Here is a 25898-nt window from a genome sequence, read left to right on the forward strand (position 1 = left end):
GCGAAGGCTGCGACACGGTCCCAAGGGCAAGGCAATAAAAAGCCCCGCACGGCAAACCGTGCAGGGCTTTTGGTACCGCCGGGAAATCTTACAGGCCGGCAGCAGCGCGCAAGGATTCGGCGCGGTCGGTCTTTTCCCAAGTGAAGGTGGTGAAAGTGTCATCGCCCACAGTCTTGGTAGCCGGAGTGCGACCGAAGTGGCCGTACGCAGCGGTTTCCTGGTACATCGGGTGCAGCAGGTCGAGCATGGTGGTGATTGCGTATGGACGCAGGTCGAACACTTCGCGAACCAGTTTGACGATTTTGTCGTCGCTGATTTTGCCGGTGCCGAAGGTGTTCAACGAGATCGACGTCGGCTGAGCAACACCGATCGCGTAGGAAACCTGAATCTCGCAACGCTCGGCCAGGCCGGCCGCCACGATGTTCTTGGCCACGTAACGACCGGCGTAGGCGGCCGAACGGTCAACCTTCGATGGATCTTTACCGGAGAACGCACCGCCGCCGTGACGGGCCATGCCGCCGTAGCTGTCAACGATGATCTTGCGACCGGTCAGGCCGCAATCGCCAACCGGGCCACCGATGATGAACTGGCCAGTCGGGTTGATGTGGAACTGGGTGTCCTTGGACAGCAGCTCGGCAGGCAGTACGTGCTTGACGATCAGCTCCATCACGCCTTCGCGCAGGTCTTTGTAGGACACGTCAGGGTTGTGCTGAGTCGACAGTACAACGGCGTCGATACCGACAACCTTGCCGCCTTCGTAACGGCAAGTCACTTGCGACTTGGCGTCCGGGCGCAGCCAAGGCAGCAGGCCGGATTTACGGGCTTCGGCCTGACGCTGAACCAGCTGGTGCGAGAAGGTGATCGGTGCTGGCATCAGCACGTCGGTTTCGTTGCTGGCGTAGCCGAACATCAGGCCCTGATCGCCGGCGCCTTGATCTTCAGGCTTGGCACGGTCGACACCCTGGTTGATGTCAGGAGACTGCTTGCCAATGATGTTCATCACGCCGCAAGTGGCGCCGTCGAAGCCGACATCGGAGCTGTTGTAGCCGATGTCCAGAATCACGTTACGCACGATCTCTTCCAGGTCGACCCAGGCCGACGTGGTGACTTCACCTGCGATGATGGCAACGCCGGTTTTTACCAGGGTCTCGACCGCTACACGGGCGAACTTGTCTTCAGCAATGATGGCGTCCAGCACCGCATCGGAAATCTGGTCGGCGATTTTGTCCGGATGCCCTTCGGACACGGACTCGGAGGTGAAGAGGGAGTATTCGCTCATCTCGATTTTTTCCTGAATTTACCGATGGTGAGTGTCGCCAGCCGGTCGCTGAAAATGGCGGACCTGGATCTGGAAACCATTACGTAAGCCTACATAGAGGCTTTCCCCGGGAACGAGTCCCGCAGCGGTGGCCCAACGGGCCAAATCGTCCTGTTCAAACCCCAACCATAGATCACCGCAGGCCTCCCTGGCCCAACTCTGGTTGTGGCTACATAACTCTGTCACGAGCAGGCTGCCGCCCGGTTGCAGCAAGCCGGCCATGTGCTTGAGTGCTTCGGCCGGCGCGGCGAAATGGTGCAGCACCATGTTCAGTACAACGCAGTCAGCCTTGAGGCGGACACCGTTCAATGCATCGGCCAGTTGCAGGCTGACGTTAGCCAGCGTTTCACGTTCGCAAACCTGGCGCGCCAGTTCGAGCATCGCCGGGCTGTTGTCCAGCGCCGTGACCTGGGTGAAGCGGCGCGCCAGTTCCGGCAGAAATGCGCCATCTCCGGGGCCGACTTCGATGGCTGTGGCGCCTTCGCTGAAACTCAGCTTGTCGAGCAATGCCACCACGCTTTCGCGGTACTGCGGCAGGCCGGCGATCAAGTCTTGCTGGGCGCGAAACTTCTCCGCGACCCGTGAGAAAAAGTCCTGGCTGGCCGCCGCTCGTTGCCCATGGACCTGACCGATCCGCGACTGCACCTCGGCAGGCAGAGTCAGGTTGTCCACTTCTTCCAGCAAGGCTGCATGCAACTTGCCGCCCAGCAGGTCGGTGTGGGGCAGGGCGCGACGGTAGAAAATCGCATTGCCTTCACGGCGCGTCGCCACCAGATCGGCCTGGGCCAATACCTTGAGGTGATGACTCATGCCGGACTGGCCGATGCCAAAGATCTGCGCCAGCTCCAGTACGCCAAACGAATCGTTGGCCAGCGCGCGCAATACATTCAGTCGCAGAGGATCGCCGCCGGCCTTGCACAGGGCCGCCAGCTCATCGCAATCGTCAGGTCGAATGGAAGGCGCACGTAAATTCATAAGGCCAGCAGTCTAGTGACGGTCAGAAAACACCGCAAGAGCAATATCAAAAAGTTTTGATATTGCTCGATAGATGGCACTTCTCGGGGAAAGGGTCACTCTACAAATCGTCAGCGGAAAGGTTTCACCAGGCGAATGCGACTTTATCCACCGGAAAAACGCCTTCAGATGACTATCTGTCATTGCCCCGAGGCGGGTGGGTGAGGGAAAATGCTCGCCTTTTTTCCGTTTCGTTTTATTCACTCTCGATTCAATATCCGCAGGAGAACAGCGATGCCCAGCCGTCGTGAGCGTGCCAACGCCATTCGTGCCCTCAGCATGGATGCCGTGCAAAAAGCCAACAGCGGCCATCCCGGTGCCCCTATGGGTATGGCGGATATCGCCGAAGTACTTTGGCGTGACTACCTGAAGCACAACCCGAGCAATCCATCGTTCGCTGACCGTGACCGCTTCGTGCTGTCCAACGGTCACGGCTCGATGTTGATCTACTCGCTGCTGCACCTGACCGGCTACGATCTGTCGATCGAAGACCTGAAGAACTTCCGCCAGCTGCACAGCCGTACCCCGGGTCACCCGGAATTCGGCTACACACCGGGCGTTGAAACCACCACCGGTCCACTGGGCCAAGGCCTGGCCAACGCCGTTGGTTTTGCCCTGGCAGAAAAAGTCCTGGCGGCGCAGTTCAACCGTCCGGGCCATAACATTGTCGACCACCACACCTATGTGTTCCTGGGTGATGGCTGCATGATGGAAGGCATTTCCCACGAAGTCGGCTCCCTGGCCGGTACTTTGGGCCTGAACAAGCTGATCGCCTTCTACGACGACAACGGCATCTCCATCGACGGCGAAGTCGAAGGCTGGTTCACCGATGACACGCCTAAGCGTTTCGAAGCCTATAACTGGCTGGTGATCCGCAACGTCGACGGTCACGATCCTGAAGAGATCAAGATCGCGATCGAAACTGCGCGCAAAAGCGATCAGCCAACCCTGATCTGCTGCAAGACCACCATCGGTTTCGGTTCGCCGAACAAGCAAGGCAAGGAAGACTGCCACGGCGCCCCACTGGGTGACGCGGAAATCGCTCTGACCCGTGCTGCGCTGAAATGGAATCACGGTCCGTTCGAAATCCCGGCCGACATCTACGCCGAGTGGGACGCCAAGGAAACCGGTCGCGCGGCTGAAGCCGAATGGGATCAGCGTTTCGCTGCCTACTCTGCTGCCTTCCCTGAGTTGGCCAACGAGCTGATTCGTCGTCTGAGCGGCGAACTGCCGGAAGATTTCGCTGAAAAAGCCTCTGCTTATATTGCTGAAGTCGCCGCCAAGGGCGAAACCATCGCCAGCCGTAAAGCCAGCCAGAACGCATTGAATGCCTACGGCCCGCTACTGCCTGAACTGCTGGGCGGCTCCGCTGACCTGGCCGGTTCCAACCTGACCCTGTGGAAAGGTTGCAAAGGTGTTACGGCTGAAGACGCCAGCGGCAACTACATGTACTACGGCGTTCGCGAGTTCGGCATGAGCGCGATCATGAACGGCGTGACCCTGCACGGCGGTCTGGTGCCTTACGGCGCGACCTTCCTGATGTTCATGGAATACGCCCGCAACGCCGTGCGCATGGCCTCGCTGATGAAGCAGCGTGTCGTGTTCGTCTACACCCACGACTCCATCGGTCTGGGCGAAGACGGCCCGACTCACCAGCCGATCGAGCAACTGACCAGCTTGCGCAGCACGCCGAACCTCGACACCTGGCGCCCAGCCGATGCCGTTGAATCGGCGGTGTGCTGGAAAATGGCTCTGGAACGCAAGGACGGCCCTTCGGCGCTGATCTTCTCGCGTCAGAACCTGCAGCACCAAACCCGCAATGCATTCCAGATCGCCGACATCGCCCGTGGCGGTTACGTGCTGAAGGATTGCGACGGCGAGCCTGAGCTGATCCTGATCTCTACCGGTTCGGAAGTCGGTCTGGCCGTTCAGGCCTACGACAAGCTGACCGAACAAGGTCGCAAAGTGCGGGTTGTTTCGATGCCTTGCACCAGCGTGTTCGATGCTCAGGACGCCGGTTACAAGCAAGCCGTTCTGCCGTTGCAGGTCAGCGCCCGTATCGCCATCGAAGCCGCCCACGCGGACTACTGGTACAAATACGTGGGCCTGGAAGGCCGCGTGATCGGCATGACCACCTATGGCGAGTCGGCGCCTGCGCCAGCCTTGTTCGAAGAGTTCGGCTTCACCCTGGAAAACATCCTGGGTCAGGCTGAAGAGCTGCTGGAAGACTGATCCAGAAAATGTATCGTCTGATCTGACGCTATCGCGAGCAGGCTCGCTCCCACAGGGATCTACACCGTCCATGTGGGAGCGAGCCTGCTCGCGATGACGATGGAGCATTCAACGCTGCAATGACGGATTCACCACGGTAATCGAGAACCCCATGCCTCAACCGCGTCCTTACAAAGTTGCACTCAACGGCTACGGCCGGATTGGTCGTTGCGTCTTGCGTGCGTTGTTTGAGCGAGGCGATAAGGCCGGGTTTGAAATTGTTGCGATCAACGATCTGGCGGACATGGCCAGCATCGAATACCTGACACGTTTCGATTCCACTCACGGGCGGTTTCCCGGAGAAGTGAGGGTCGAGGGCGATTGTCTGCATATTAATGGCGACTGCGTGAAGGTCCTGCGCAGTGCCACCCCCGAAGGCATCGATTGGGCGTCGCTGGGCGTCGATCTGGTGCTGGAGTGCTCCGGCGCTTACCACACTCGTGAAGACGGCCAGCGTTTCCTCGACGCCGGTGCGCCGCGCGTGCTGTTTTCCCAGCCGATGGCCAGCGAAGCGGATGTCGACGCCACCATCGTCTACGGCGTGAACCAGGATTGCCTGACCGGTGATGAGCTGCTGGTGTCCAACGCGTCCTGCACCACCAACTGCGGCGTGCCGCTGTTGCGCCTGCTGGATCAGGCCATTGGTCTGGAATACGTGTCGATCACCACCATTCACTCGGCGATGAACGATCAGCCAGTGATCGACGCCTACCATCACGAAGACTTGCGCCGCACCCGTTCGGCGTTTCAGTCGGTGATTCCGGTGTCCACTGGTCTGGCGCGAGGCATTGAACGCCTGCTGCCGGAACTTGCCGGGAGAATTCAGGCCAAAGCCGTGCGGGTGCCGACGGTTAACGTGTCTTGCCTCGACATTACGATGCAGACCGTGAGCGACACCGACGCCACCGAGGTCAACCGGATTTTGCGCGAGGCCGCCACCCATGGCCCGCTCAAAGGCCTTCTGGCCTACACCGAGTTGCCTCACGCCAGTTGTGATTTCAACCATGACCCACATTCGGCCATCGTCGATGCCAGTCAGACTCGAGTTTCCGGCCCGCGGCTGGTGAACATCCTGGCCTGGTTCGACAACGAATGGGGTTTTGCCAATCGAATGCTGGATGTTGCGGAACACTATCTGCATACATCTGCCTCTCCAAAACAGTAGGAAATGCGACCCATGACCGTGTTGAAGATGACCGACCTCGATCTGCAAGGTAAGCGCGTACTGATCCGCGAAGACCTCAACGTCCCAGTCAAGGACGGTGTAGTCACCAGCGATGCGCGAATCCTGGCCTCGCTGCCGACCATCAAGCTGGCCCTGGAAAAAGGCGCGGCCGTGATGGTCTGCTCGCACCTTGGCCGTCCGACCGAAGGCGAGTTCTCGGCCGAGAACAGCCTCAAGCCAGTCGCTGACTACCTGAGCAAGGCTCTGGGGCGTGAAGTGCCGCTGGTGGCCGATTACCTGGGCGGCGTTGACGTGAAGGCCGGCGACATCGTGCTGTTCGAAAACGTGCGCTTCAACAAAGGCGAGAAAAAGAACGCTGACGAACTGGCCCAGCAATACGCCGCCTTGTGCGACGTGTTCGTGATGGACGCCTTCGGCACCGCTCACCGCGCCGAGGGTTCGACCCATGGCGTGGCCAAGTTCGCCAAAGTCGCCGCTGCTGGCCCGTTGCTGGCCGCTGAACTGGACGCACTGGGCAAAGCCCTTGGTGCCCCGGCCCAGCCAATGGCGGCGATTGTTGCTGGCTCCAAGGTCTCGACCAAACTCGACGTGCTGAACAGCCTGAGCCAGATCTGCAACCAGCTGATCGTCGGCGGCGGCATTGCCAACACCTTCCTGGCTGCTGCCGGTTACCCGGTCGGCAAGTCCCTGTACGAGCCAGACTTGCTGGACACCGCTCGCGCCATCGCCGCCAAGGTCAGCGTGCCGCTGCCGGTCGACGTCGTGGTTGCCAAGGAGTTCGCTGAAAGCGCCACTGCTACCGTGAAGCTGATCGCTGATGTGGCCGCCGACGACATGATTCTGGACATCGGCCCACAGACCGCGGCGAATTTCGCCGAGCTGTTGAAGTCGTCCAAAACCATTCTGTGGAACGGCCCGGTGGGCGTGTTCGAATTCGACCAGTTCGGTAACGGCACCAAAGTCCTGGCCCAGGCCATCGCAGAAAGCTCGGCATTCTCCATCGCTGGCGGCGGCGACACCCTGGCCGCCATCGATAAATATGGCGTTGCCGATCAGATCTCCTACATTTCTACCGGTGGCGGCGCGTTTCTCGAGTTCGTCGAAGGCAAGGTGCTGCCGGCCGTTGAAGTCCTGGAAAGCCGGGCGAAGGCCTGAGGCCGCCCATTTGACCAGGCAAAGGAGTGTTCAGATGGTCAAAACATTAGCGCTGTTGGTTATCGCGGGGTCGCTGGCGGCTTGCGGGAGTAACCCGAAAGCCCCCAAGGTGCCCGAGACGCCTGAACAGGATAAAGGCTGCTACCAGGCCGACTGGCAGGCCGAAACCAACCCGGTGATCAACAAGCGTTCCGGGCCTGATGGCCTGGACAAATACGAGACACAGACCCCGGCCAAGGAACATGGTTGCCCTTGAAGGGTCTGACACTTTACTCAGGGCTGGCGGCGTGCGCCGTCAGTCGAGGAACATGGATGAAAGGTTTTATCGCCGTTACGGCGCTGGCTCTGCTGGCAGGTTGCTCCAATTTGAACCTGTTCAAGCCTGCCGAATCGACGGACAGCTGGACCACCTGGACCTGCGACAGTCAGGCCAAAGTGCTCTGGCGCTACGCCGACGACAGCCGCAAGGAAGTCGACGTTCGCCTGGGCGGTGCTGATCAGGTCTACCGCTTGAAGCATGAGCCGGGCGCCGAAGGTTCGCTGTACAGCAACGACATGCTGGCGTTTCACATAAAAGGTGAGGAAGGCCTGGTGTACTGGGTCGCCACCAATGATTTGATCGGCCGCGGTTGTAAAGCCGAGTAAGACGATTGATTTGATTCACAGAGATCCAAATGTGGGAGCGGCGGTGCGGCGATCCGACTTGCTCGCGAAGGCGGTGGATCAGCTTGCATAGATGTTGAATGTATAACCGCATTCGCGAGCAAGCTCGCTCCCACAGTGGTTCTCTGTAGGTTCTTGAGATTTTTCAACACCGAATTGGCAGGCCGGGGCAACCCCCGATCTGCAATAACTTGAATAGCCGCCGCCGCTACGGCAGGCTGGCACGATTAACGACCCTCAACCGGGAGATACACACACAATGGCACTTATCAGCATGCGCCAGATGCTGGACCACGCAGCCGAGTTCGGCTACGGCGTTCCAGCCTTCAACGTCAACAACCTTGAGCAGATGCGCGCCATCATGGAAGCCGCTGACAAGACTGACTCCCCGGTGATCGTCCAGGCTTCGGCCGGTGCTCGCAAATACGCCGGCGCACCGTTCCTGCGTCACCTGATCCTCGCCGCCATCGAAGAATTCCCGCACATCCCGGTGTGCATGCACCAGGACCACGGCACCAGCCCTGACGTCTGCCAGCGCTCCATCCAACTGGGCTTCAGCTCGGTGATGATGGACGGTTCCCTGGGCGAAGACGGCAAGACCCCGACCGACTACGACTACAACATCCGTGTTACCCAACAAACCGTGGCCATGGCTCACGCCTGCGGCGTATCGGTAGAAGGCGAGTTGGGCTGCCTGGGTTCGCTGGAAACCGGCATGGCCGGTGAAGAAGACGGCATCGGCGCCGAAGGCGTTCTGGATCACAGCCAAATGCTGACCGACCCGGAAGAAGCCGCTGACTTCGTCAAACGCACCCAGGTCGACGCCCTGGCCATCGCCATCGGCACCAGCCACGGCGCGTACAAGTTCACCAAGCCGCCTACCGGCGACGTGCTGGCCATCGACCGCATCAAAGAAATCCACAAACGCATCCCGAACACCCACCTGGTGATGCACGGTTCGTCGTCGGTTCCGCAAGACTGGCTGGCGATCATCAACCAGTACGGCGGCGACATCAAAGAAACCTACGGCGTACCGGTTGAAGAAATCGTCGAAGGCATCAAGCACGGCGTGCGCAAGGTCAACATCGACACCGACCTGCGCCTGGCATCCACCGGTGCGATGCGTCGCCTGATGGCCACCAACCCGAGCGAGTTTGATCCGCGTAAATTCTTCGGCGCGACTGTGACTGCCATGCGTGATGTGTGTATCGCACGTTATGAAGCGTTTGGTACTGCAGGTAATGCTTCGAAGATCAAGCCGATCTCGTTGGAAGGGATGTATCAGCGTTATTTGAAGGGTGAGTTGAACGCTAAGGTTAACTAAGCCGTAAGCGTTTGAGTTGCATTAAAAACCCGCCGTGAGGCGGGTTTTTTGTGGGTGGGACGTTTTGCATGAAATGCGCCGACATAAGGCGGATGGAATGTAACCTATAGCGGACATGTTTCTACTCAATCTGGAAAAAGTCCGTAATAGGTGACATCTTTATCCCAAGTGTTTATGGCTGATATTCCCTGTTTTATATGTTTTGCGCTCACCCAATCCGACCAAGCCCTACTTGTTGAGAGTACGAAATTCCGGTAGCTTCAGTGAAACTTCGGGTCCCATTCAGAGTGTTAAAGTCGGAAGTTGTAAGTGTCCAGTTTTCTGTGTTTCCACCCACCATCCCGCTGAGCGTAATATTTGTGTAATTTGCCCAGATGCTCTGCGTCCCGTTGATTGTTCCGGTTTTTCCATTAACATTGACGGTCGCATTAACAGGACCTGCATAGTCATCACTGCTATGGACCGTCAAATAGACGTGATACTCGGCAAATGCACCATAAAAAGTTCCTACTAAAGCGCCCATACTTTATATCCTTATGATGTTGAAGATAAAAAATTAAAAAAGAACAGGGGGTATTTGTTTATGTGTCCTGTTCTTGTTTTTTTGTGTTTCGTAGATAAGGCTAGTTCTGTGAGTGTGCGCGGTCACCTGTAATAAGTGACAGTTTTTAATATCTTTTTGCTATAGGAAGACAGGTTTATTGCGGGGAACGTGAGGGGAGGGGGGCAGATTTATTTAATCGCCCCCCTTTTTCTCAAAGAGCTTAGCTATTTGTTGGTATATCAAACCCGCGTTGCTCAATTACCCGAAACACATCGCTTACATCCTGGACCATTATCCGGGCGATGTTGGTGACGGTGTTGATGTCGTTCTCGGCGTAGTCCGGCAGGCTGGTGCAGGCCATAAGGTTGAGGTATTTGAGAACGGCGTTGAGGCGTTCGCTGACGCAGTTGTGGAGTTCGCGGAGTGGAGCGTCACTGTCGATGAGCAGGACGGGGTAGTCGGTGGCGAATTGGGACATGGGGGTGAAGCGGCGAGGCGGTTGTTGATTGCTCATGGAAAATCCTTAACTCAAGAAAGAATTCGCCACCGTTTGCTGCGAAACAAATGGGGTGGCAGCTGTGCGCGGGTTCGCAGACCGAGGAGTTAAGACCCGGCAGACCCGAAAGTCTCCCACGCACAGCCGCCATAAAGAACGAGTACGGGCAAACGCTGCCCGTGTCGTATTTTGACTGTTGTGGTTCTAACTCGGTAGGGCTGCGAAACCCTATCGCCGACTGCTGTCAGCGACGGGGCGAACTATAAGCGGCGACTTGGGTGGCTGCAACCGGGGTGTAGGAGCGCGCACGGGCATTGTGGCGAGGGAGCTTGCTCCCGTTCGGCAGCGCAGCTGTCGTAAAACCGAGCACTACGGTGTGTCTGAGGAAATTGCGTAGCAGGGTTTGGGGCTCTTCGCATCCCGGCGGGAGCAAGCTCCCTCGCCACGGTCGGAGGAGTCCTACGAATTTTGCGGACGCTGGGATTTGTAGCCGCTGCCGAGATGGAGTTGTTCTTCGGAGCGTCCCGAGCTGCATTCCTTTGCTGCGCGTGGGAAACGATCAGGGTGAGGGAGATTACCTATCGTGATCAATATCCAGCTTGCTGAACGTCACTTGCCCGCCTTCGCTGGTGTACCCGGTGTTGTCCTGCACATAAACCCCGGCCTTGAAGTACAGCGGCTTGACGCTCCAGGTCTTGCTGATGTCGGTGTCCCACTGGTAGCCCGCCGCACTGATGCCCAGCGCGCCGCCCGGGCTCAGGTGGATGAGGTAGGAAAACTCCCGATCCAGTTTCACTCCGGTAGCGATGGTGATTATCCGGGCAGTATCGTCATCAGGGTGCATACGAACCTTGGCGACGAGGTTGCCCGACTGAGTGCTGGTCGAGTACTGATACTCGAGCTTCACCATCGGTTTCTGGCTTTCATAGGCGTGGATCTGGCCAATGACGATCTTCCCCGAACTCGGTACCTGATTCACCGCCAGGGTGGCGCGCAGGGTATTGTCGGCGTCCGGGTAGAGCCAGTTTTTCAGCGTGCCATTGCTGTAGGTTTCGCGAAGTTCGGTGCGGGGATACTTTGCATTATCAGTTGTAGAACCGGTGACCGGGGACCAGAAAAACAGCGTGCCGGTGTCGGAGTGGAAGTATTGGTCCTTGAAGCCATCCACCAGTTTTGACGTTTCAACGGTGTACGGCGGACTGCCGACGGGAACGCTGAGGTTCCAGGTTGCAAGATCGATCATAGACAAAAGCTTCCACGGTTTTTTTACTGCACGTACGTTCCAGAAGCTCTGGCACGCGCCTTGGGGGCCATCCTTATAATCGCAGAAGTTCAATTTGTTAATGCGTAAATGACAAACGGGTGGCGTCAAAATCCTGTTAAAAGGCCATCTTTCCCGGTTTCAGGGGGCTGTGGCGCCGACCGTTAGTCGGCAAATGGACGCTTTAGTTAAATGATGGCGTACTGATAGCTTCTGCTTTTGCGGAACCCGGTCTAGAGTGAAGGCTTAGTATTTGTCCGGTTTTCACGAGAAACCGGCCTGACGTCCCGCATAAGAGAAGCAGCATGGAATGCGCGCAACCCACGCCAGCTGAAGGCAACTCAATTCTTTTAATCGTCGATGATTACCCTGAAAACCTGATCAGCATGCGCGCGTTGTTGCAGCGCCAGGACTGGCAGGTCATGACCGCCGCCTCGGGCTTCGAGGCGCTCAGTCTGTTACTCGAACACGATGTCGACCTGGTGCTGCTGGATGTGCAGATGCCGGGCATGGACGGTTTTGAAGTGGCGCGCCTGATGCGCGGCAGCCAACGAACCCGCCTCACGCCGATCATTTTCCTTACCGCCAACGAACAGTCCCAGGACGCCGTGATCAAGGGCTATGCCAGCGGTGCGGTGGATTACCTGTTCAAACCGTTCGACCCGCAAATTCTCAAGCCCAAAGTCCAGGCCCTGCTCGAGCATCAGCGCAATCGCCGTGCGTTGCAGCGCCTGAGCCACGATCTGGAGGTCGCACGCGCATTTAATGCCTCGGTGCTCGACAATGCCGCCGAAGGCATCCTGGTGGTCGGTGAGGACGGTCTGATCCGCTTTGCCAATCCGGCGATGTCGCGACTGCTCAATGCCACGGTGCAAGACCTGCAAGGCAAAGAGTTTCTGGATTTCCTGCAAAAGCCGCACATTCCGATCTGGGCCGACTCCGAGTTGTTCGCCGGTTACAAACGCGGTGAAACCCTGCGCCTGCACGATGCACTGCTGCGTACGGCGCCCGGTCAGCAGGTGCCCGTGGCGCTGTCCTGCGCACCGTTGCCCAGCGAACAACATGCAATGGTGGTGACGGTGCTGGACATGTCGGTGGTGCGCCATCTGCATCAGCAACTGGAGTTCCAGGCCGTCACTGACCCCTTGACCGGGCTGCTCAATCGCCGCGGTTTTTACCAGACGGCGGAAAACCTGTTGTTGCGTGGCGACCGCTCCGACAGCGCCTGGGTGCTGCTGTATCTGGACCTCGACGGCTTCAAACGGGTTAATGATTCCCTCGGTCACGATGCCGGCGACCGGGTGCTGCGGTGGGTGTCCGAGCAGTTGAAGGCCTGTTTGCGGCCCTTCGACATTCTGGCGCGCATGGGCGGTGATGAGTTCACGGCGTTGCTGGATCTGGAATTCCCCGAGCAAGCGGCAAAGATTGCCGAGAAGCTGATTGAGCGGGTGTCGATCTGTCAGCAGATCGATGGTCTGGATATCGCGTTGGGCGCCAGCATCGGCATTGCGACGTACCCCGATTGCGGTTCCAATCTGGACGGCTTGCTGCGTGCGTCGGACATCGCCATGTACGAAGCCAAGCGCGCCGGTCGTCAGCAATATCGTTTCTACGATCACGAAATGAACGGCCGGGCACGCTCGCGGCGGATGCTCGAAGAAAGTGTGCACGCGGCGATCGAGAACCGTGATTTCAATTTGGTGTATCAACCTCAGGTGGCCATTGCCAGCGGGCAGATTCGCGGGTTCGAAGCGCTGATCCGCTGGCAGCACCCGAGCGTCGGCGATGTACCACCGGGGCTGTTTTTGCCATTGCTGGAAGAGGCGCGGTTGATCAGCCGCCTGGGCAGCTGGATCTATCAACAAGGGGCGAGCCAGCGAAAAGCCTGGGAAACCTTGTTTGCCGACGATCTGGTGCTGGGCGTCAGTTTGAGCAATACACAATTCGGCATGCCCAATCTGGTCACCGAGTTGCGCCAGTTACTGGAGCGCCATGGTTTACAGGCGCACCATCTGGAAGTCGAGGTCACTGAAGAGGCCCTGATGCAAAACCCCGAGGAAACCCGTAAACAGCTGCGCCTGCTGCGTAACCTGGGTGTGCGAGTGGCCCTGGATGACTTTGGTTGCGGGCCGTGTTCGCTGTCTCACCTGCGGGATCTGGAGTTGGACACGCTCAAGTTCGACCGGCATTTGATTGCCCGGCTTCTGGAGTCCTCACGCGATGCGGCGCTGGTGCGCAATGTGATCGAGCTGTGCAAGGAGTACGGGATGCTGGTGATTGCCGAGGGGGTGGAAACCGCTGCGCAGTATCGGTGGCTGCAAGCCAATGGTTGCGAGTACGTGCAAGGGTTTCTGGTCGCACGGCCGATGATGGCCGAGGATGTCGGCGACTTTGTGCGGCCGTTCGACTGGAACACGCTGACCGGCTGAATTCGCTACACTGGCGACCTTTTCGTGAATCGTGTTGCCGCCCCAATGACCGCGTTGAAATACCTCCAGGCCTATCCTGCAGCACTGCAGGACCAAGTGCGCCAGCTGATCGCCGACGGTCGGCTGGGCGACTACCTGAGCCAGCGTTACCCGGAAAAACACCGGGTACAGAGCGACAAGGCGTTGTACACCTATACGCTGGACCTCAAGCAGGAATACCTGCGTAACGCCCCGGCCATCGATAAGGTGTTGTTCGACAACCGCCTGGACCTGACTCACCGCGCCCTCGGATTGCACACCGCGATATCCCGGGTGCAAGGCGGCAAGCTCAAGGCCAAGAAAGAAATTCGTGTCGCTTCATTGTTCAAGGATGCACCTGCCGGGTTTCTGAAAATGATCGTGGTGCATGAACTGGCACACTTCAAAGAGTCGGATCACAACAAGGCGTTCTACAAGCTTTGCGAACACATGTTGCCGGGGTATCACCAGGTGGAGTTCGATGTGCGGGTGTACCTGACGTGGCGGGATATGCAGTAGAAATCAAAATATCGCAGCCGGGAGTGTTTAGATGGATGTAAGCAAGACCAAGAGCAGCTTCTATCGTCGGTTGTACGTGGCGTACCTGATTGATAGCGGGTTGGCCAGTAGTGTCCCGGCGCTGACCGAAGTGACCGGCATGCCCCGGCGCACGGCTCAGGACACTATCGCGGCATTGGCGGATCTGGACATTGTGTGCGAGTTCCAGCAGGAAGAAGGCGCGCGCAATCATGCCGGGCGTTATCGGATTCGCGAGTGGGGGGCGATAGATCGGGGGTGGATCGAGCGCAATCTTCGGCAGATCAAAGCGGTGCTGGAGTATCCCTGAGGTTTTGCGGTGAATGAACTGACGCCTTCGCGAGCAAGCCCGCTCCCACATTAGATCTCATTGCCGCCGCAGATCAATGTGGGAGCGGGCTTGCTCGCGAAGGGGCCCTTACTGACGGCGCATCCCGATATGCGGAATGTCATCCTCGAGAAATTCCTCGCCCGCCACTACAAAACCGTACCGCCCGTAATACCCCTGTAAATGCGCCTGGGCGGAGAGATAGATCGGTACTTCAGGCCAGCGCTTTTCAGCCTGTTTCAACGCCTGTGCCATCAACTCATGCCCAAGCCCGATGCCGCGCGCTTGAGGGGCAATGATCACTCGCCCGATGACCACGTCACCACCCTGTAACTCCGGGTCGAGCAACCGCAGGTACGCCACCAGCCGATCCCCGTCCCACGCCATTAAATGGCAGGTGTCACCTTCCAGATCCTGGCCGTCGACGTCCTGATAGACGCATTTCTGCTCAACGACAAACACCTCTGCACGCAGCTGCAGAATGGCATACAGCTGTTCTTTACCCAGATCGCTGTGGTGTTTGCAGACCCAATCGATTGTCATCTTCACACTCCTTGAACATCGTCGCTCCGATACTAAGCGCCCAGGCGAAAGATGTCTTTATGGCAGAGAAATCTGTGACAAGGGCCAAAATGCCATCATTCATTTCGCGCGGCCTTGTCTTGTTTGTGTAATCTGGGATGAAGCGCTGTGCAGTGGCTTCGATGAGCTAATGTGAGTACTTGGGTTTGGCAGTATGGGGGCCTTGGAGTTTTGGCTGAAAACACGTCGGGCGTCTCGCCCGCTAAGGATTTTCTAGCATGCCGCGATTGCATCGAGCTTTTGCTTTGATTGGATTGCTGTTGCTGACTCAAAGCGCGGCAGCGGAAAAGCTGCGCTTGGTAGCCGATGCCTGGCCGCCCTTTACTGACTCCACGCTGGTCAACGGTGGGTTGGCCACGGACATCGTCAGCACAGCGCTGGCCCGGGCCGGTTATGCCAGTGACTTTGAACAAGTGCCATGGGCGCGGGCCTTGCTGGGGGTTGGCGAGGGTCGATACGACGTGCTGGTCAACGCCTGGTACACCGACGATCGTACGAAGCTTGGCCAGTTTTCTGGCGAATACCTGCTCAACCGGGTGCGCTTTCTCAAGCGCAAAGACACACCAATCGAATACGACAACCTGCAACAACTGCATACCTACCCGATAGCGGTGGTTCGTGGTTACGCCTACTCGCCAGCGTTCGATGACGACGTATCGCTGCAGAAAGTCCCGGTGCACAACTTCTCCATGGCTGTGCGCATGGTCGCCGCCGACCGGGTCAAGTTGACGCTGGAAGACGAATACGTCGCGCGTTACTTCCTGGCCCGGGAGTCAACCAAGGTGCGCAATGCCGTGGAGTTTTTGCCCAAGGCATTGAGCGAGAACAGCCTGCACATCCTGGTCAGCCTGAAGAACCCCAGGCATGAACAGATCGTCGCCGGTTTCGACCGCGAGATCGCGGCGATGAAAGTGGATGGGAGTTATCAGCGGTTGATGAAGCAGCATGGGATGTGAGTTTTGTGGTGTGGCTGATGGCCCCTTCGCGAGCAAGCCCGCTCCCACATTAGATCTCTGTCGTACACAAAATCTGTACCCACAGCAGATCAAATGTGGGAGCGAGCCTGCTCGCGATGAGGCCGGCTCAGCCACCGCAGATCTCAATCCTCGCTCGTTTCCTTGATGAGGTGCGCCGCCAACGTGCGCAATGGCCCAAGCTGACGGCAGATCAACGCCAACTGCGTCTGCACCAACCGCTGCCCTTCATCGATTTCATCCGGCATCTGCTCAAGCTCATTGGCCAGTGCCTCTTCCTCATCGCTCTGAATCGCAATCGGCAGTTTGCTCGCCAACCCTTGGGCAATTTCATCGATGCTGGCGGCCAGTCTCACCCCGGCACCGTCGATCAAATGCTCGCGCACGTCGGGCGGTAGCTGGGTTTCCCGGTGTGCGCCCAGTCCGGACAAATAACTGAGCAAGGTGTGTGACAGCACCAGGAAGCGGAACCCGACATCCGCTTCCTTACGAAAATGCCCCGGTTCCATCAGCATGTTGGCGAGCGTCGTCGACAGTGCCGCGTCGGCGTTGTGCGCATTGCGTCGGGCCAGGCGATACGCCAGGTCGTCGCTTTTGCCGGCGGCGTATTGCTGCATGATCTGGCGCAGGTAAATGCTGTTGCACGTGAGGGTGTTGGCCAGCACTTTGTTCAGGCGTCGGCCCTGCCAGTCCGGCAGGAACAGGAACACGGCGAGTCCGGCGATCAGGCTGCCCAGCAAGGTATCGAACAGCCGTGGCAGGAACAGCCCGTAACCATCCCCGACCTGGTTGAAGCAGAAGAGCACCATCAAGGTGATCGCGGCTGTCGCCAGGGTGTAGCGGGTGGTGCGGTTGATAAAGAACACCACCCCGGCGGCGATCGCGAAGCAGGATTGGATCAAGGGGTTCGGAAACAGATCGAACAGCGCCCAGGCCAAGGTCAGGCCGATGGCGGTGCCGATGATCCGCTGGCCGAGTTTGCGGCGGGTGGCGCCGTAGTTCGGTTGGCAGACAAACAGCGTGGTGAGGATGATCCAGTAACCCTGGGACGGGTGGATCAAATGCACCATCCCGTAGCCGATGCTCAAAGCCAGGGGCAAACGCAGTGCGTGACGGAACAGTAGCGAGGTCGGCGTCAACTGGGTGCGCAAGCGTATCCAAACATCTTTGAGGTTGCGTGGCGAACGGTCGAGCAGGCTGCTGTCGGTGGCGTCGGCCAGGGCATCGGGGTTGCTGGCGTCGCTGAGCAAACGATCGAGCGTGCCGAGGTTGGCCGCCAGTGCCCGCAATGACCGCAACAGTCCGCGCCACGCCGGGTTGCTCTGAATGCGCAGGTGTTCGAGGGAGGCGTGCAGGTCGCTCAGGGCTTCAGCGAAGCTGGCGTCATAGATGAACGGCTGGCGCATCTGGATCGACTCGGCCAGCGCCCGGCAGGCCTTGCCTTGCTGGCGCAGCAGGCGCTGGCAGCGGAACATCACGTCGCTGTGAAAGAAGGCATCGGCGAGAGCGTTGTAAGGGTAGTGCGAGGAACTGGCGCGCTCGTGAATGTCCTGAGCGAGGAAGTACAGCTTCAGGTAACGGCTGAGTTTCGAGCCCGGCCGACCGTTGCCGACCCGGTGCAGGATGATTTCCTTGGCGGCGTTCAGTGCGGCCACGACACGACCGTTTTGCTGCGCCAGTTCCAGTCGACGCGCTTCCACGTCCATCTGGCGGATCGGCTCGAACAGCGACGATTTCAGCTTCAGGTAAAAACCCAGTTCGCGGAACAATCGCGCCAGGCTTTGTTGCACCGGCTGATTGGAAAACATCGCCTGCCACAGCACTGAGAGCAAACCGTACCACGCTGCACCGGCCACCAGCAGCATCGGCTCGTGCCAGAAATCGATGACTTCGCCGCCGCGCTGGTCCACGCCGATCATGGTGTAGACCGACAGAATCAACGTCGCCGAGGCAATCGCGCCATAGCGTTCACCCAAGGCGCCGAGCATGGTCAGGCCGAAACTGGCCAGGGCCAGGGCGATGACAAAAACGACGGGGTAGGGGAAGAGCAGTTCGACGGAGAGGGCGGCGACGCTGAAGCACACCAGCGTCACGGCCAGTGCGTTAAGGCGGCCTTGCCAACTGTCGTCGGTCTCGGCCAGGGCGCTGGCGATGATCCCGAGGAACAGCGGGATCAGCAGCCCCATTTCATCCTTGTACCAACACAGCGCCATGCTGCCGGTCAGGGCGATGAACACCCGTACGCTGTAGCTGAATTTATCCAGCGCCCAGAGGCGACGCAGAGACTGACTAAAGGGGGTCGATGACATGAAGTGCGAGGGCCTTCCGAGGCGATGACGCTAAATTGAGCCAGTAATGACGTCGACGCAATGGCGCCGATCACATCTGACAGCAAAATCTGTTCCTTAAAGATCACCACATCACCCATGTGGGAGCGGGCTTGCTCGCGAAGGCGGTGTATCAGTCAACAGAGATGTTGAATGTTATGGCCCCTTCGCGAGCAAGCCCGCTCCCACATTTTATTTGTGTACACCCTTGGGTCAGGCGTATTGCGCAGCAGCGTAGCCGGAGGCCCAGGCCCACTGGAAGTTGAAACCGCCCAGATGCCCGGTGACGTCGAGCACTTCGCCGATGAAATACAGGCCGGGGCTTTTCAGCGATTCCATGGTCTTGGATGACACCTCGTTGGTATCGACGCCGCCCAATGTCACTTCAGCGGTGCGATAGCCTTCAGTGCCGGCCGGCACCACTTTCCAGCTCGCCAGTTTTTCGGCGATGTCGGCGATTTCCGCGTGGGTGTACTGCTTCATTGGTTTGGAGACGAACCAGTTATCCGCCAGCAGGTTGGCCATCTTCTTGGTGAAGATTTCCCCCAGCAGGGTTTTCAGCTCGCTGTTCGGACGTTCGGCTTGCTGCTGTTGCAGCCAGCTCGGCACGTCGTGGTCCGGCATCAGATTGATCTCAACCGTATCGCCGGATTCCCAGAACGAAGAAATCTGCAAAATCGCCGGACCACTGAGGCCGCGGTGAGTGAACAGGATGTTCTCGCGGAAACTCTGGTCGTTGCAGCTCACCAGGCAATCCACCGACGTACCGGACAGCTCGGTGCACAGCTCTTTGAGCTGATCGGTGATGGTGAACGGCACCAGTCCGGCGCGGGTCGGCAGCAAGTCGTGGCCGAACTGCTTGGCCACCTGATAGCCGAAACCGGTGGCGCCCAGTGTCGGGATCGACAAGCCGCCCGTGGCGATCACCAGGGATTCGCAGGTGATCTGATCGAGGGTGGTTTGCAGCAGGTAGCCGCTTTCCATTTTCTCGATGTGCTGGATCGAGGTGTCCAGGTGCAGGCTGACGCCGACCTGATTGCACTCCTCGAGCAGCATCTCAAGGATGTCGCTGGATTTGTTATCGCAGAACAGCTGGCCGAGTTTCTTCTCGTGGTACGGCACGCCGTGTTTGGCGACCATGCCGATGAAATCCCACTGGGTGTAGCGCGCCAGGGCGGATTTGCAGAAGTGTTCGTTCTGCGAGAGGAAATTGCTCGGTTCGGTGTACATGTTGGTGAAATTACAGCGGCCACCGCCCGACATCAGGATTTTCTTGCCGGCCTTGTTCGCATGGTCGAGCAACATCACCTTGCGCCCGCGCCCGGCGGCGGTCAGCGCACACATCAAACCTGCGGCGCCAGCGCCAATGATCACGACTTCGGTAGAGCGCAAAACGGTGTCCTCATACAAAATTCAAATTCACTGATAAACCAATGTGGGAGCGGGCTTGCTCGCGAAAGCGGTGTGTCAGGCAGCTTAATGCCAACTGACACTCCCTCTTCGCGAGCAAGCCCGCTCCCACATTTGATCTCTGCCAGCCAGAAGATCTCTTACAGGATACGCACGCGCAGCGAACGGCCTTTGATCTTGCCGTCATTCAGGCGCTGCAAGGCTTGCTTGGCGATCCCTCGTTCCACCGCCACATAGGCCTGGAAGTCGAAAATCGCGATCTTGCCAACCTGAGCGCCCGGAATACCTGCATCGCCAGTCAGCGCGCCCAGAATGTCACCCGGACGCACCTTGTCTTTACGGCCAGCGCCAATGACCAGCGTGCTCATCACCGGCAGCAGCGGTGCGCCGCCCTGGGATTTGAGGTTGTCCAGCTGATCCCAGCTCAACGGCGACTTCTGCAGTAGCTCGATGGCTTGGGCGCGGTGCGCTTCGGACGGTGCGACCAGGCTGATCGCAATCCCTTTCTCACCGGCGCGACCGGTACGGCCAACACGGTGGATGTGGATTTCCGAATCACGGGCCAGTTCGACGTTGATCACCATGTCCAGCGCATCGATGTCCAGACCGCGAGCGGCGACGTCGGTAGCAACCAGCACCGAGGTACTGCGGTTGGCGAACATGGCGAGCACCTGGTCGCGGTCACGCTGTTCCAGATCGCCGTGCAGGCCGACGGCGGAGATGCCTTTGGAGGTCAGGTGATCGACGGTTTCCTGAACCTGCTGCTTGGTGAAGCAGAAGGCGACACACGATGCCGGACGATGATGCGCGAGGACTTTGACCACGGCGTCCATGCGCTCTTCCGGGGAAATCTCGTAGAAGCGCTGCTCGATCTGCGTGTCGTCGTGGAACGCCTCGGCCTTCACGATCTGAGGCGTGCGCATGAATTTCGCCGCCAACTGCTTGATACCCGTCGGGTACGTGGCGGAGAACAGCAGGGTCTGGCGACGCGCTGGGGTCTGGGCAATGATTTCTTCGATGGAGTCGTAGAAACCCATGTCGAGCATGCGGTCGGCTTCGTCGAGGATCAGCGTGTTCAGGCCATGGAGCACCAGCGAACCTTTGCGCAAATGCTGCTGAAGGCGGCCCGGGGTGCCGACGATGATGTGCGCGCCATGCTCCAGAGAACCGATCTGCGGGCCGAAGGACACGCCGCCACACAGGGTCAGGACCTTGATGTTGTCTTCGGCACGGGCCAGGCGACGGATTTCCTTGGCGACCTGGTCGGCCAGTTCGCGAGTCGGGCAGATGACCAGCGCCTGGCAACCGAAGAAGCGCGGATTGATCGGGTTCAGCAGGCCGATACCGAAGGCGGCGGTCTTGCCGCTGCCGGTCTTGGCCTGGGCGATCAGGTCCATCCCCTTGAGGATCACCGGCAAGCTTTGCGCCTGGATCGGCGTCATCTCGGCATAACCCAAAGAGTCGAGGTTAGCCAGCATGGCGGCGGACAGCGGCAAAGTATTAAAAGCGGTGGCGATGGTGGTCACGGGACTGGCCTGCAAAACAAAATGTCGCGCAGTGTACCAGCCCGGTGGCCATTCGCCCTAAGGCTCTATGTGCTCTTCCGGACGCTTGACGCGCCGTCCGTCTTCCTTTGAGAGCTGAGAAAAGATCGTTGCGGCCAGCATCGCCATGATCCCGACCGTCACGAAGGTCAGCTGGAACGCGCCCAAAACCGTGTCCACGCCATCGTTGCCGATCTCCGCGGTGAACCCGCCGAGCAAGGCGCCGGCACAGGCAACGCCAAGGCTCAGGGACAATTGCGCGACCACCGACAGCAGGCTGTTGCCGCTACTGGCGCTGGCGTCGTCGAGGTCGATCAGGGTGACGGTGTTCATTGCGGTGAACTGCAAGGAGTTGATCGCCCCCAGTATCGATAGCATCACCAACAGCAACCAGTACGGCGTTTGCTCGCTGACCAGCCCCATGCTCGCCAACATCAGCCCCAGCGCTAACGTATTGCCGGTGAGCACGATGCGATAGCCCAAACGTTCGATCAGCGGTCGCGCCACCGACTTGGCGACCATCGCTGCCGCCGCCAACGGCAGCATGCTCATCCCGGCCTGGGACGGCGAGTAACCCAGCGCCACTTGCAGCAGCAACGGCACGAGAAACGGCAGGGCGCCGCTGCCCAGTCGGGCGAACAGGTTGCCGAGGATGCCCACGGCAAACGTCCGGGTCTTGAACAATGACGGCGCGAACAGCGGATTATCGATGTGCCCGGCCCGCAACCAATACGCCGCCAGACAGGCCATGCCGGCGAACAGCAGCAACATCACCCGCAAGTGCGGCAGGTGCAGTTCGCCGAGGCCTTCCATGGCGATCGTGATCAGCACCATCGCCGCGCCGAACAGTAAAAAGCCCAGGCTGTCGAAGCGGGTGCGCTCGGTGCCACGCAGGTCGGGGATGAATTTCCACACGGCGTAACAACCGACGGCGCCGACCGGCAGGTTGATCAGGAAGATCCAGTGCCAGGTCAGGTATTCCACCATCCAGCCGCCCATGGTCGGGCCGATCAACGGGCCGAGCAGGCCGGGAATGGTAATGAAACCCATGATTCGCACCAGCTCCGAACGCGGGTAGGCGCGCAATACCACAAGTCGCCCGACCGGCAACATCAGCGCACCGCCCAGGCCCTGGATCACCCGTGCGCCAATCAGCAGGCTCAGGGTGTTCGACAGTGCGCAGAGCAACGAGCCGAGGCTGAACAACAGAATCGCGCTGAAGAAGATTTTCCTGGTACCGAAACGGTCGGCGATCCAGCCTGAGGCAGGGATCAGCAAGGCGACGGTGAGCATGTAGGCGATGATCACGCCCTGCATGCGCAAGGGGTCTTCGGCCAGGTCTCGGGCCATGGCGGGCAGGGCGGTGTTGAGGATGGTCCCGTCGAGGGATTGCATGAAGAACGCGATGGCGACAACCCACGGCACCCAGCGGGCGGTGACAGCGTCGAGAGGCGGGCGGTTGGGCATGGGACCTCTTGTGGGAGAAGTGTTAATGCAATGTCATGGTGGGTCGCAATTCATGTGGGAGCGGGCTTGCTCGCGAAAGCGTTCGATCAGTCAGCATTGATGTTGAATGTAATGACCTCTTCGCGAGCAAGCCCGCTCCCACATGGACGGCGATCATCCTGGGGGGCGCGAGCCGGCTCCGGGCGGCGTTCCGACGAAACTTTCTACAGCGTCAACGTAAGGCGGCTGATCAGCGCCCCCGGCAACAACGCTGACGCTGTGGCCCGCTGGCTGTAAGTGCTCGCCGACAGCAGCAACTCGCGCTCCTCGGTCAATGCTTCCAGCTGCGATCCCAACAAACTGTAGGCACTGTCATCAAACCGCATGGTGCTCACCGGCGCCTGAATCTCGCCGTTCTCGACCCAGAAGGTCGCAAACCGCGTCATGCCGGTCAGGCGTGCCGCCGGCTGATCGGAGTAGTTCAGGTACCACAGGTTGCTGATGTACAAGCCCGTGCCCAATTGCTTGAGAATCTCTGCATCAGGCAACGTACCGGCGGCCATGTTCACTGCGCTTGGCATTTCACCGCCGCTGGCGCCGTTGGCGGTCAGGCCGTACTCGGCCGCACTGCGTGAGCTGACCATCTGCGCGCCGGCCTTGCCGTTGACGATCAACCCCAGATCGCTGCGCGGATAACCTTCGCCGGAGAATGCCGGGCTCAACGAACCACTGACCTTTTCATCCACCGACACCAGCGGGCTGAACGCACTGTCGCCCGCGTAAAGCTTCTGCAGCGGGCTGTTTTTGCTGGCAATCGACTGCGCCGAGAAACCGCCCCAGCCCAGCATGTCCATGATTTCTCCCAGGGCTGCCGGTGCGAGATAGGCGCGGTACTGACCCGGCGCCAGGGTGTGTTGCGGTCTGCCCAGAAACGCCAACTGCTCGCGTGCCTGCGCAAAGCGCTTGGCAAACCCTTCGCTGTTCCAGTCGTGCCCGGCGTAACTGGCTTTCACCGCCTGGCCGTTTTCATGGACCAGACTGAAATCAAAGTTGAAGCTGTTGGCCTGGTGCCAGCCGAACGCGCCCGAAGAACTGGCGAAACCGCGACTGATCGGGCCGGCGGCGTAGAAACCCACCAGGTCCAGCCCTTCGGCGGCCTGGGTGATTTCGGCGACCACTTGCTCGGTGTCCGGCAGCGGATGCTCCTGCACATTCTTGCTCTGCCAGCCGTTGTGGTTGAGCAGCAGGTACGGATCCTGCGGCAGCAACGGCAAGGTTTCGCGCAGCTGTTGCAGACCTTCGGCCAGGCGCTGCATATCGACGGCGGCATCACCCGACAGCGTGATGTTCAGGTCGGCGTGGCGCCCCTCGTTGATCAGTTTGAAGCCGACGCTCGCCTGCTGCACCTGCCCGGCCTGACGGACCTTGGCATGGTTGAAGCGCACGAAGGCCGAGGATTCGGCGGCGTAGCTGAGGGTGAATTGTTCCGGCTCGCGAATCGCATCGCGCAGCCAGTTGACCAAGACTTTGAATGACTCGGCCTGATTTTTCGACGTACTCATCAGGCATCTCCCCCAAACACATCAACGTTGCTGAACACACAGGCCGGCGAGGCATGGCCGACGCGGATCACCTGGTTCGGTTCGCCTTTGCCGCAGTTCGGCGTGCCCAGTACCTTGACGGAGTTGGCATCGCCAACGGCGCTGAGGCTTTTCCAGAACTGCGCGGAAATCGCCCGGTAGTTCGGGTTCTTGACCACGCCTTTGAGTTCGCCGTTTTCGATCAACTGGCCCCATTCACAGCCGAACTGGAACTTGTTGCGGGCATCGTCGATGGACCAGGACCGGTTGGTGCTCATCAAGATGCCGTGCTCGATGTTGCCGATCATCTGCTCCAGCGGTTGATCGCCGGCCTCGATGTTCAGGTTGGCCATGCGATCGATCGGCGGACGGTTCCAGCTGCAGGCGCGGCTGTTGGCCACGCCCTCCATGCCCGCGCGAAACTGCGACAGCGCGCCGCCCAATGGGCGCAGCAGCAGGCCTTCTTTAATCAGGAATTGTTTGCTCGCGGCAGTACCGTCGTCGTCATGGCCATAGCTGGCGAGCTGCTCGGGGATGTCCGGATCGAAGGTCACGTTGAGCAGTTTGGAGCCGTATTGCAGGCTGCCAAAGTCTTCGGCCTTGACGAAACTGGTGCCGGCGTAATTGCGCTCGTCACCGAGGATGCGGTCCAGTTCCAGCGGGTGACCGATGGACTCGTGGATCTGCAGCATCATCTGGTCCGGCATCAACAGCAGGTCACGCGGGCCTTTCGGGGTGTTCGGCGCCAGCAGCAATTGCAGCGCCTGATCGGCGATTTTCGGACCAGCGCCGACCAGGCCACAGCGGCTGATCACATCAAAACCGCCCTGTTGACCGAAGTTCTCGCGGCCCAGGGTTCGGGTCTGGCTGTCGTTGCCGTCGTAGGCGGTGACTTCCAGGCTCGGGTAGACGAACCGCTGAGCCTGGCGCAGTTCGGCGCCGGCGTTGCTGAGGTAGATCTGTTCGACGTTAGTGATGCCGATGCTCACTTCCCAGTTCACCAGTCGCTCGTCCTTGGGCACGGCGGCGGATTCAGCGCCGAGCAGTTGGTAGCAATCGCTCAAGGACGGGAAGGGCTGGTCGAGGTTCGGCGAAAAGTAGTCGGCGCGGTCGCTGGAGACCCCTTGCGCGCTCAGGTCGAGCAGGGCGTGGGGCTTGAGTCGGCGGGCTTGTTGCTCGGCCTTCTCCAGTGCGGCTTGCAGGCCTTGTTGCGACAGGTCGTTGGTCGCGGCGTAGGCTTCGACGCCGTTGACCCGAACGGTCAGCATCGCGCCTTCGTCACGGCTCAGGCTCGGAGGTTCGGCGACATTCTTGCGCACTGACAGGTACTGGCCGGACTCGCGCACATAACGCAGCGAAAAGAATTCAGCGCCCGTGCGCAAGGCAGCGAAGCGCTGCTTGAGCTGGGGATGGAAATCGAACATTCGGGAACCTCCTTGGTATGGAGTGGCGGTGTATCGATGTCGCGAGGGGGGTGAAACGTTTGCGTGG

At 59.3% G+C, this 25898-nt stretch carries 22 protein-coding genes; 10 read left to right on the plus strand and 12 right to left on the minus strand.

The annotated features are described in order from the left end of the window. Positions 1-88: 88 nt before the first annotated feature. Together metK and KW848_RS10250 are read right to left on the minus strand one after the other, a co-directional pair. Positions 89-1279 carry a methionine adenosyltransferase gene (metK, locus tag KW848_RS10245; RefSeq protein ID WP_218536727.1) on the minus strand — a complete coding sequence of 397 codons (1191 nt, stop codon included), beginning with the start codon at positions 1277-1279 and terminating at the stop codon, positions 89-91. A gap of 18 nt (positions 1280-1297) precedes the next feature. Beyond that, positions 1298-2293 carry a metalloregulator ArsR/SmtB family transcription factor gene (locus KW848_RS10250; protein ID WP_218536728.1) on the minus strand — a complete coding sequence of 332 codons (996 nt, stop codon included), beginning with the start codon at positions 2291-2293 and terminating at the stop codon, positions 1298-1300. A 273-nt stretch (positions 2294-2566) separates the two neighbouring features. Between KW848_RS10250 and tkt the strand changes: the two genes are divergently transcribed. From tkt to fba, 6 genes are all read left to right on the plus strand, one after another. Next, a complete protein-coding gene (tkt, locus tag KW848_RS10255; protein ID WP_218536729.1) occupies positions 2567-4564 on the plus strand; it encodes a transketolase in 1998 nt (665 codons plus the stop codon). A gap of 151 nt (positions 4565-4715) precedes the next feature. Beyond that, positions 4716-5768 (plus strand): erythrose-4-phosphate dehydrogenase, encoded by a 1053-nt coding sequence (gene epd, locus KW848_RS10260; protein ID WP_111448501.1) that lies wholly within the window; start codon positions 4716-4718, stop codon positions 5766-5768. Positions 5769-5780: 12 nt separating this feature from the next. After that, positions 5781-6944, plus strand: a complete 1164-nt coding sequence (locus KW848_RS10265) for a phosphoglycerate kinase (protein WP_218536730.1) — start codon at positions 5781-5783, stop codon at positions 6942-6944. A gap of 34 nt (positions 6945-6978) precedes the next feature. Next, on the plus strand, positions 6979-7200 hold the full coding sequence (locus KW848_RS10270) for a hypothetical protein (RefSeq protein WP_218536731.1): 222 nt from the start codon (positions 6979-6981) through the stop codon (positions 7198-7200). A gap of 56 nt (positions 7201-7256) precedes the next feature. Continuing rightward, positions 7257-7589, plus strand: coding sequence for an MliC family protein (locus KW848_RS10275; RefSeq protein WP_218536732.1), 333 nt, complete (start codon positions 7257-7259; stop codon positions 7587-7589). A gap of 277 nt (positions 7590-7866) precedes the next feature. Then, positions 7867-8931: a class II fructose-bisphosphate aldolase gene (fba, locus tag KW848_RS10280; RefSeq protein WP_008151974.1), complete on the plus strand. Its 1065-nt coding sequence runs from the start codon at positions 7867-7869 to the stop codon at positions 8929-8931. 208 nt (positions 8932-9139) lie between these two features. Here fba and KW848_RS10285 read toward each other — a convergent pair whose 3' ends face one another. The 3 genes from KW848_RS10285 to KW848_RS10295 all read right to left on the minus strand — a co-directional run bounded on the left by KW848_RS10285 (position 9140) and on the right by KW848_RS10295 (position 11214). Then, on the minus strand, positions 9140-9454 hold the full coding sequence (locus KW848_RS10285) for a hypothetical protein (RefSeq protein WP_218536733.1): 315 nt from the start codon (positions 9452-9454) through the stop codon (positions 9140-9142). Between the two features lie 241 nt (positions 9455-9695). After that, complete coding sequence (locus tag KW848_RS10290; RefSeq protein WP_218536734.1) at positions 9696-9989, minus strand: fructose-bisphosphate aldolase; 294 nt, start codon at positions 9987-9989, stop codon at positions 9696-9698. Between the two features lie 556 nt (positions 9990-10545). Continuing rightward, the gene (locus KW848_RS10295) at positions 10546-11214 is read right to left on the minus strand and encodes a polysaccharide lyase family 7 protein (protein WP_192409208.1); all 669 of its coding nucleotides are present in this window, start codon (positions 11212-11214) and stop codon (positions 10546-10548) included. A gap of 323 nt (positions 11215-11537) precedes the next feature. On the opposite strand from KW848_RS10295, the gene KW848_RS10300 reads away from it, so the two are divergent. Genes KW848_RS10300 through KW848_RS10310 form a run of 3 tightly spaced genes read left to right on the plus strand, consistent with a single transcriptional unit; the run spans position 11538 to position 14526 of the window. Beyond that, a complete protein-coding gene (locus KW848_RS10300; protein ID WP_218536735.1) occupies positions 11538-13661 on the plus strand; it encodes a bifunctional diguanylate cyclase/phosphodiesterase in 2124 nt (707 codons plus the stop codon). Positions 13662-13706: 45 nt separating this feature from the next. Next, complete coding sequence (locus KW848_RS10305) at positions 13707-14198, plus strand: M48 family metallopeptidase (RefSeq protein ID WP_150658417.1); 492 nt, start codon at positions 13707-13709, stop codon at positions 14196-14198. A gap of 31 nt (positions 14199-14229) precedes the next feature. Beyond that, positions 14230-14526: a helix-turn-helix domain-containing protein gene (locus KW848_RS10310; RefSeq protein WP_008151963.1), complete on the plus strand. Its 297-nt coding sequence runs from the start codon at positions 14230-14232 to the stop codon at positions 14524-14526. Positions 14527-14634: 108 nt separating this feature from the next. On the opposite strand, the gene KW848_RS10315 is transcribed toward KW848_RS10310, so the two are convergent. After that, complete coding sequence (locus tag KW848_RS10315) at positions 14635-15087, minus strand: GNAT family N-acetyltransferase (protein ID WP_218536736.1); 453 nt, start codon at positions 15085-15087, stop codon at positions 14635-14637. 257 nt (positions 15088-15344) lie between these two features. Between KW848_RS10315 and KW848_RS10320 the strand changes: the two genes are divergently transcribed. Continuing rightward, a complete protein-coding gene (locus KW848_RS10320) occupies positions 15345-16082 on the plus strand; it encodes an ABC transporter substrate-binding protein (RefSeq protein ID WP_218536737.1) in 738 nt (245 codons plus the stop codon). Between the two features lie 143 nt (positions 16083-16225). Here the strand turns inward: KW848_RS10320 and yccS are convergent, their stop codons facing one another. The 6 genes from yccS to KW848_RS10350 form a co-directional block, all read right to left on the minus strand. Next, positions 16226-18409 (minus strand): YccS family putative transporter, encoded by a 2184-nt coding sequence (gene yccS / locus KW848_RS10325; RefSeq protein ID WP_111448511.1) that lies wholly within the window; start codon positions 18407-18409, stop codon positions 16226-16228. 231 nt (positions 18410-18640) lie between these two features. Beyond that, positions 18641-19819, minus strand: coding sequence for an NAD(P)/FAD-dependent oxidoreductase (locus KW848_RS10330; RefSeq protein ID WP_192409216.1), 1179 nt, complete (start codon positions 19817-19819; stop codon positions 18641-18643). Between the two features lie 158 nt (positions 19820-19977). After that, complete coding sequence (dbpA, locus tag KW848_RS10335) at positions 19978-21315, minus strand: ATP-dependent RNA helicase DbpA (protein ID WP_232252256.1); 1338 nt, start codon at positions 21313-21315, stop codon at positions 19978-19980. Between the two features lie 105 nt (positions 21316-21420). Continuing rightward, positions 21421-22848, minus strand: coding sequence for a multidrug transporter subunit MdtD (gene mdtD / locus KW848_RS10340; RefSeq protein ID WP_192409217.1), 1428 nt, complete (start codon positions 22846-22848; stop codon positions 21421-21423). 203 nt (positions 22849-23051) lie between these two features. Continuing rightward, entirely contained in the window at positions 23052-24389 is a 1338-nt protein-coding gene (locus KW848_RS10345; RefSeq protein ID WP_218536738.1) for a TldD/PmbA family protein, read from the minus strand. Next, positions 24389-25831: a TldD/PmbA family protein gene (locus KW848_RS10350; RefSeq protein ID WP_192409219.1), complete on the minus strand. Its 1443-nt coding sequence runs from the start codon at positions 25829-25831 to the stop codon at positions 24389-24391. The genes KW848_RS10345 and KW848_RS10350 overlap by 1 nt, the downstream gene beginning before the upstream one ends. Between the last annotated feature and the right edge of the window lie 67 nt (positions 25832-25898).

This window comes from Pseudomonas sp. PDM25, from assembly GCF_019219045.1.
Lineage (GTDB): Bacteria > Pseudomonadota > Gammaproteobacteria > Pseudomonadales > Pseudomonadaceae > Aquipseudomonas.

Coding starts and splice junctions, on each gene's coding strand:
- metK (WP_218536727.1), bottom strand. CDS start 1,279: ATGAGCGAATACTCCCTCTTCACCTCCGAGTCCGTGTCCGAAGGGCAT.
- KW848_RS10250 (WP_218536728.1), bottom strand. CDS start 2,293: ATGAATTTACGTGCGCCTTCCATTCGACCTGACGATTGCGATGAGCTG.
- tkt (WP_218536729.1), top strand. CDS start 2,567: ATGCCCAGCCGTCGTGAGCGTGCCAACGCCATTCGTGCCCTCAGCATG.
- epd (WP_111448501.1), top strand. CDS start 4,716: ATGCCTCAACCGCGTCCTTACAAAGTTGCACTCAACGGCTACGGCCGG.
- KW848_RS10265 (WP_218536730.1), top strand. CDS start 5,781: ATGACCGTGTTGAAGATGACCGACCTCGATCTGCAAGGTAAGCGCGTA.
- KW848_RS10270 (WP_218536731.1), top strand. CDS start 6,979: ATGGTCAAAACATTAGCGCTGTTGGTTATCGCGGGGTCGCTGGCGGCT.
- KW848_RS10275 (WP_218536732.1), top strand. CDS start 7,257: ATGAAAGGTTTTATCGCCGTTACGGCGCTGGCTCTGCTGGCAGGTTGC.
- fba (WP_008151974.1), top strand. CDS start 7,867: ATGGCACTTATCAGCATGCGCCAGATGCTGGACCACGCAGCCGAGTTC.
- KW848_RS10285 (WP_218536733.1), bottom strand. CDS start 9,454: ATGGGCGCTTTAGTAGGAACTTTTTATGGTGCATTTGCCGAGTATCAC.
- KW848_RS10290 (WP_218536734.1), bottom strand. CDS start 9,989: ATGAGCAATCAACAACCGCCTCGCCGCTTCACCCCCATGTCCCAATTC.
- KW848_RS10295 (WP_192409208.1), bottom strand. CDS start 11,214: ATGATCGATCTTGCAACCTGGAACCTCAGCGTTCCCGTCGGCAGTCCG.
- KW848_RS10300 (WP_218536735.1), top strand. CDS start 11,538: ATGGAATGCGCGCAACCCACGCCAGCTGAAGGCAACTCAATTCTTTTA.
- KW848_RS10305 (WP_150658417.1), top strand. CDS start 13,707: ATGACCGCGTTGAAATACCTCCAGGCCTATCCTGCAGCACTGCAGGAC.
- KW848_RS10310 (WP_008151963.1), top strand. CDS start 14,230: ATGGATGTAAGCAAGACCAAGAGCAGCTTCTATCGTCGGTTGTACGTG.
- KW848_RS10315 (WP_218536736.1), bottom strand. CDS start 15,087: ATGACAATCGATTGGGTCTGCAAACACCACAGCGATCTGGGTAAAGAA.
- KW848_RS10320 (WP_218536737.1), top strand. CDS start 15,345: ATGCCGCGATTGCATCGAGCTTTTGCTTTGATTGGATTGCTGTTGCTG.
- yccS (WP_111448511.1), bottom strand. CDS start 18,409: ATGTCATCGACCCCCTTTAGTCAGTCTCTGCGTCGCCTCTGGGCGCTG.
- dbpA (WP_232252256.1), bottom strand. CDS start 21,315: ATGCTGGCTAACCTCGACTCTTTGGGTTATGCCGAGATGACGCCGATC.
- mdtD (WP_192409217.1), bottom strand. CDS start 22,848: ATGCCCAACCGCCCGCCTCTCGACGCTGTCACCGCCCGCTGGGTGCCG.
- KW848_RS10345 (WP_218536738.1), bottom strand. CDS start 24,389: ATGAGTACGTCGAAAAATCAGGCCGAGTCATTCAAAGTCTTGGTCAAC.
- KW848_RS10350 (WP_192409219.1), bottom strand. CDS start 25,831: ATGTTCGATTTCCATCCCCAGCTCAAGCAGCGCTTCGCTGCCTTGCGC.